General features: G+C 71.7%; 6 protein-coding genes. 1 reads left to right on the top strand and 5 read right to left on the bottom strand.

What is annotated here, in order from left to right; genetic code table 11:
• From SACHA_RS22855 to SACHA_RS0117560, 3 genes are all read right to left on the bottom strand, one after another.
• Positions 1-1,333: glycosyltransferase 87 family protein (locus tag SACHA_RS22855; RefSeq protein WP_019811877.1), on the bottom strand; the 1,333-nt coding region annotated here is incomplete at its 3' end.
• Positions 1,334-1,495: 162 nt separating this feature from the next.
• Positions 1,496-2,839, bottom strand: coding sequence for an NADP-specific glutamate dehydrogenase (gdhA, locus tag SACHA_RS0117565; protein WP_019811875.1), 1,344 nt, complete (start codon positions 2,837-2,839; stop codon positions 1,496-1,498).
• A 217-nt stretch (positions 2,840-3,056) separates the two neighbouring features.
• Positions 3,057-3,245 carry a ferredoxin gene (locus tag SACHA_RS0117560; protein ID WP_019811873.1) on the bottom strand — a complete coding sequence of 63 codons (189 nt, stop codon included), beginning with the start codon at positions 3,243-3,245 and terminating at the stop codon, positions 3,057-3,059.
• A gap of 228 nt (positions 3,246-3,473) precedes the next feature.
• Between SACHA_RS0117560 and SACHA_RS0117555 the strand changes: the two genes are divergently transcribed.
• On the top strand, positions 3,474-4,139 hold the full coding sequence (locus tag SACHA_RS0117555) for a class I SAM-dependent methyltransferase (protein WP_019811871.1): 666 nt from the start codon (positions 3,474-3,476) through the stop codon (positions 4,137-4,139).
• Here the strand turns inward: SACHA_RS0117555 and SACHA_RS0117550 are convergent.
• Together SACHA_RS0117550 and SACHA_RS0117545 are read right to left on the bottom strand one after the other, a co-directional pair.
• Positions 4,115-5,260 (bottom strand): glucosidase family protein, encoded by a 1,146-nt coding sequence (locus SACHA_RS0117550; RefSeq protein WP_198010173.1) that lies wholly within the window; start codon positions 5,258-5,260, stop codon positions 4,115-4,117. The genes SACHA_RS0117555 and SACHA_RS0117550 overlap by 25 nt on opposite strands.
• Positions 5,247-5,978, bottom strand: coding sequence for a class I SAM-dependent methyltransferase (locus tag SACHA_RS0117545; RefSeq protein ID WP_019811867.1), 732 nt, complete (start codon positions 5,976-5,978; stop codon positions 5,247-5,249). The genes SACHA_RS0117550 and SACHA_RS0117545 overlap by 14 nt, the downstream gene beginning before the upstream one ends.
• Positions 5,979-6,120: the final 142 nt, after the last annotated feature.

Below are 6,120 nucleotides of genomic sequence, written 5' to 3'. Positions count from 1 at the left end.
GGGCGTCGGGCTTCGCCGCCCCCTGCGCCTCCGGCGCCTCCGGCGTCCCCGGCGCCTCCGGCGCATCCGGCGGTACTGTCACCGACGCTCCCGCGTGCGACGACACCGTCCGTCGGCGCACCGCGAGGACGAGCAGCGCCACCACGGCGACCAGCGTGTAGCTGGAGCCCGCGAGGTGCTGCCACCAGACCCAGGCGGTCTCCGGTGTCCCGGGGTCGGTGGACAGCACGACGCTGTGCGTCCCGACCGTGAACACCAGCACGAGCATCGTCGCGAGGCCGGGCACCCACCACCGTCGTCGTGCGCCGCGGTACAGCGGGTACGCCAGAGCCACCGCGGCCGGGGCCACCCACACCCAGTGGTGCGACCAGCTCAGCGGGGACGCCAACAGCCCCCAGAAGGCGATCGCGAGCAGCGCCGTGACGTCGTCGCCCACCGACCGCGCCCTGCGGGCGCCGACCAGCGCCACGACGAGGAACGCCGCCACCAGCAGCGCCCACAGCCCGAACCGGGCGCCGTCCGCCTCCGGCAGGACCCGGTGCAGCACACCGTTGAGCGACTGGTTGAACGCGTACGCGGTGCCCACCTTCTGGTCCGTCTCGAACACGGCGTCGAACCAGAAGCGGACCGAGTCACCCGGCGCGAGGGCGAACCCGAGCAGGATCGACCCGGCGAACGTGCCCACGGCCACGGCCGCGGCCCGGTACTGCCGTTTGATCAGGAAGAACAGCACGAAGATGAGCGGGGTCAGCTTGATCCCCGCGGCCAGGCCGGTCAGCAGGCCCCGGGGCCACCGCGTGCGCGGGAGCAGGCAGTCCACCACCACGAGCCCCATCAGTAGCAGATTGATCTGCCCGAAGAAGACCGTCTGCCGGACGGGTTCGAACAGCAGCCATCCGGCCGCGACCGCGCCTCCCAGCACGACCGCACCCGTGCGCCTGCCGTGGGTCCGCCCCGCGACGACCGTCGTGGTGGCGACCAGCGCCGCCATCCCGGCCGCGACGAGCAGGACCTTGGCCACGTGCCAGGGCAGCAGATGGGCCGGGAAGAAGGCGACCGCGGCGAGTGGCGGGTAGAGGAACGGCAGTCCCGTCTCCAGGGGCACGTACTGCCGGAACTCCGGCGAGTACAGCGGGATCCCGTGCGACCAGGCGTAACCACCGGTCCGGTAGACGTGCAGATCGGGGAACCCGACCGGGGTCAGCAGGATCGCCACGGCGGTCACGACGAGGACGCCGAGCGCGATCCTGATCGCCGTGCCGTGCCTGCCGAACTCCCCGTCGTCCCGGGCGTTCACGTCCCGGCGGCGCAGCGCCGTCTCCAAGCGCACCATGCAGCTACAGCCTTCAGTCGTCCTCGGCGGGAACCCCCGCGTCGAGCACTCACCGTACCGACCGGTACCCCGGCCGTGGCGGGAATCGTGCGGAATCGGCACGGACCCACGGCAGCGGAGCCGCCCGCGACCGGCGGCCACGGGCGGCTCGTGCGCGCGGTGTCAGATCAGGCCGAGGGACAACATCGCGTCGGCCACCCGCGTGTACGCGGCGATGTTCGCGCCCGCGACGTAGTTGCCGGGCATCCCGTACTCCTCCGCGGTCTCGCGGCACCGGGTGTGGATGCCCCGCATGATCTCCTCCAGCCGGTCCTCCGAGTACTCGAACGTCCAGGAGTCCCGGGAGGCGTTCTGCTGCATCTCCAGCGCGGAGGTGGCGACACCGCCCGCGTTGGCGGCCTTGCCCGGCCCGAAGGCGACACCGGCGTCCTGGAACAGCTGCACGGCCTCGGGGGTGGTGGGCATGTTCGCGCCCTCGGCGACCACCGTGCAGCCGTTGCGGATCAGCCGCTCGGCCTCCTTGCCGGTGATCTCGTTCTGCGTGGCCGAGGGCATGGCCACATCGCACGGCACGTCCCACACCTGCGCGCCCTCGATGTAGCGGGCGTTGGAGACGGTCTCGGCGTAGCTGGAGAGGCGCTCGCGGCGCACCTCCTTGATGTCCTTGAGCAGCTCCAGGTCGATGCCCTTCTCGTCGACGATGTAGCCGTTGGAGTCGGAGCAGGCCACCACCCGGCCGCCGAGCTGATGGGTCTTCTCGATCGCGTAGATGGCGACGTTGCCGGATCCGGAGACCACGGCGGTCTTGCCCGCGAAGTCCTCGCCGCGCGCGGCCAGCATCTCGTTGACGAAGTAGGCCGTGCCGTAGCCGGTGGCCTCGGTGCGCACCTGGGCGCCGCCGTAGATGAGGCCCTTCCCGGTGAGCACACCCGACTCGTACCGGTTGGTGATGCGCTTGTACTGGCCGAACAGGTAGCCGATCTCCCGGCTGCCGACCCCGATGTCGCCCGCGGGAACGTCGGTGTACTCACCGATGTGCCGTTGCAGCTCGGTCATGAAACTCTGGCAGAACCGCATGATCTCGCGGTCGGACTTGCCCTTCGGGTCGAAGTCGGACCCGCCCTTGCCGCCGCCGATCGGCAGTCCGGTCAGGGCATTCTTGAAGATCTGCTCGAACCCGAGGAACTTGACGATGCCGAGATACACCGAGGGGTGGAAGCGCAGGCCGCCCTTGTAGGGCCCGAGTGCGCTGTTGAACTCCATCCGGAAACCCCGGTTGATGTGGATCTCACCGTTGTCGTCCTCCCATGGCACCCGGAAGATGATCTGACGCTCCGGCTCGCAGATCCGCGAGATGATCTTGGCGTCCGCGTACTGCGGGTGCTTGCCCACCGCGGGGCTGACGCTCTCCAGCACCTCACGCACGGCTTGGTGGAACTCGACCTCACCCGGGTTGCGGGCCAGGACCTCCGCGTAGACGTTCTCGAGCCGTTCGTGGATCGGCACTCTACGACCTCCGCTTCACGGGTCGGGGTTTCGTTAACACGAGCGAAACACCGTTGTCCCGCACGGAGCAACACCAGGACAGCTTAATCCTCGTCACCTCCGTCGCTCCGGGAAGGGCACCTTGCCTGCGTGTGACGCAGCGAACGTGCCCCGCACCGCGCCCGACGCAGGGAAGGTGCCCCTCACGCGCAACCCGCTCCCGGGGAGGCGGAGGTGGCTACTCGCGCAGGGAGAGGGCGACCTTGGGGCAGGAGGCCACCGCCTGGCGTACCCGCTGCTCGTTGTCCGCGTTCACCGGGCCGACCAGGTGCAGATTGTCGTCCTCGTCGAGTTCGAACACCTCCGGCGCGACCGCCTCACAGACCCCGTTCGCCTCGCACTGGTCGTAGTCGACGGCGACCTCCATGTCTCCTCCTTCGTCCTCCCGCGTCCCCGCGGAGCCCTCGTCCGTGACCGACGTGGGTGGTCTAGAACCAGTTCTATTAGTCGCATACCGTGTGCACGCTGACAAGGGTCACCGGGAGGCCGCCGCGGCCGTCGGGGGCCTGTTCGGCAGACTGTGCCGAGGCAGAACCGGGACCGCGGGCGCCCGGCGACGGGCGCGACCGGCGGCGGAGACGGACAGGGGACGCAGATGACCACGGGCACGCACCGGATGGACGACGACCTGCTCGCGGTGGCCGAGGCCGCCACCGGATTCATGCCCACCGACGAGGGCCTCGCCCTGTACGCGGTCGCCCGGGCGCACCTGGGCACCGGGGTCGCCGTGGAGATCGGCAGCTACTGCGGCAAGTCGACAGTGTTCCTCGGCGCGGCCGCCCGGGCCGGCGGGGGACGGGTCGTCACCGTCGACCACCACCGGGGGTCCGAGGAGCACCAGCCCGGCTGGGAGTACCACGATCCCGGCCTTCTCGACCCGCACACGGGCACGCTCGACACCCTGGGCGCGTTCCGGCGCACGATCGCCGACGCGGGGCTGGAGGACCACGTCGTCGCGGTGGTCGGTCGCTCGCCGGACGTGGCCGCGTTCTGGCGCACCCCGGTGGACCTGCTCTTCCTCGACGGGGGGCACACCGAGCGGGCCGCGCAGGACGACCTCGGCGGCTGGGCCCCGTGGCTTTCCGTGGGCGGGATGCTGGCCATCCACGACGTGTTCCCCGACCCACGGGACGGGGGCAGGCCCCCGTTCCACATCTACCGCCGTGCCCTGGACTCCGGGCAGTTCACCGAGGTCTCGGCGACCGGGTCGCTGCGGGTGCTGCGCCGGGAGTCCGGTCAGCCCGGCACACCCGTGGACTGACCACCCTTCTCCGACACCGCGCAGCCGCACGCGTCCGTCCCGACCGGCACGGCGTCGGGGAGACCGTCCCCCCGGAAGATGCCCGCGGCCGGGGTCGTCGACGACAGGGCATCGGCGGCGAGCAGCACCGCCGCGCCGGTCCACGTCGGACACTCCTCGGGCCACCGCTTGCCGTCCGCGTAGACCAGGCCGGTCCAGTACGAACCGTCGGGGTCCCGCAGGTGCTGCATCGCCGCGAACTGCCCGTGCGCGGCGGCGATGTCGCCGACGGCGTCGAGACTGAGCACGAGCTCGCAGGTCTCGGCGCCGGTGACCCACGGGTGGTCGTCCACGCACCGGATCCCGAGGCCGTCCACCACGAAGTCGTCCCAGCGCTCGCGCAACCGTCTCCGCGCCTCGGGTCCGCGCAACGCGCCGCCGAGCACCGGGTAGTACCAGTCCATCGAGTACCGCCGCTTGTCGGTGAACGCCTCCGGGTGCGACCGCAGCACGTGCGCGAGACGGCCGAGGGCGATCTCCCAGTCCGGTTGCGGCACGCCCAGGTGCCGGGCCAGGGCCAGCGCGCACCGCAGCGCGTGGTGGATGCTGGAACACCCGGTGAGCAGTGCCTCCGGGTCGACCGCGCCCCGTTCGCCCACGAGCCAGCCGACCGTGCCGTCCGCGTTGGCCGCGCCGAGGACGAACTCCACGGCACGGCGCACCGGCTCCCACATCCGCCGGGCGAACCCGTCGTCGGCGGTGAGCAGGACGTGGTGCCACACCCCCACCGCGAGATAGGCACAGAAGTTCGTGTCCGCCTCGGCCTGTTCGACCACGCCCTCCCGCACCCGCGAGGGCCACGACCCGTCCGGCCGCTGCGTGCGCGCACACCAGTCGTAGGCGGCCCCGGCCTCGTCGAGGAACCCGGCCACCGCCAGCCCCATCGCGGACTCGACGTGGTCCCACGGGTCCAGATGCCCGCCCGGGAACCAGGGGATCGCTCCGGTGGGTTCCTGCACCCGGGCGATGGAGGCCGCGGTCGCCACGGCCTGCTCGCCGGAGAGCACCCCCGGCACCGACGGTGCCACGGTGCCCGGGGCCCCGGGCACCGTCCGGACGCCGCCCCGGTCAGCGGGCGGCAAGTGGCGCCCCCTGCTTGACGAAGTACAGCACCAGGCTCTTGCCGAGCACGGGATTGAGCACCCGTTCCGCGGTGCGGGTCACGGCGGGCGCGGAGAGCATGTCCCACACGAGCAGCCGGTGGTAGGCGTCGGTGAGCGGATGCCGGTCCCGGTCGACCCCGACCGCGCACTTGAGCCACCAGTACGGCGCGTGCAGGGCGTGCGCGTGGTCACGTCCGATCGCGCGGAGACCGACCGACTCCAGCTTGTCCCGGAGTTCGCCCTCCCGGTAGATGCGTACGTGCCCGCCCTCGACCTCGTGGTAGGCGTCGGACAGCAGCCAGCACACCCGCTCGGGCAGCCGGGCGGGCACCGTCACCGCGACCGTGCCGCCCGGCCGTACGACCCGCGACAGCTGGTGGATCGCCTTGTCGTCGGACGGGATGTGCTCCAGGATCTCCGAGGCGATCACGCAGTCGAACGACTCGTCGGGGAACGGCAGGTCCAGCGCGTCCCCGGACACCGTGCGCGCCGCGGCCCCCGGCGGCACCTCGTTCTCGGCCTCCATCGCCGCGAACATCTCCGCCACTTTGGCCAGTTCCGGTTCGTCGTGGTCGAAGGCGACCACGTCGGCCCCGCGGCGGTAGGCCTCGAAGGAGTGCCTGCCCGCCCCGGCCCCGACGTCGATCACCTTGCTGCCCGGAACCACACCGAGCCGGTCGAAGTCCACCGTCAGCATCGCGTCACCGTTTCCTCTCGTCGTATCCGGCCGCCCGGCACGACTCGATGGAGGCCGCGTAGCGCTCCACCGTCGCCTCGGCGACCGACCGCCAGCTGTACCGGCGCTGGGCGCGCTCGCGCCCGGCCTCCCCGAGCCGCCG

It is taken from the genome of Saccharomonospora halophila 8 (genome assembly GCF_000383775.1).
Lineage (GTDB): Bacteria > Actinomycetota > Actinomycetes > Mycobacteriales > Pseudonocardiaceae > Saccharomonospora > Saccharomonospora halophila.
This window is presented reverse-complemented; position numbering and strand designations above follow the sequence as displayed.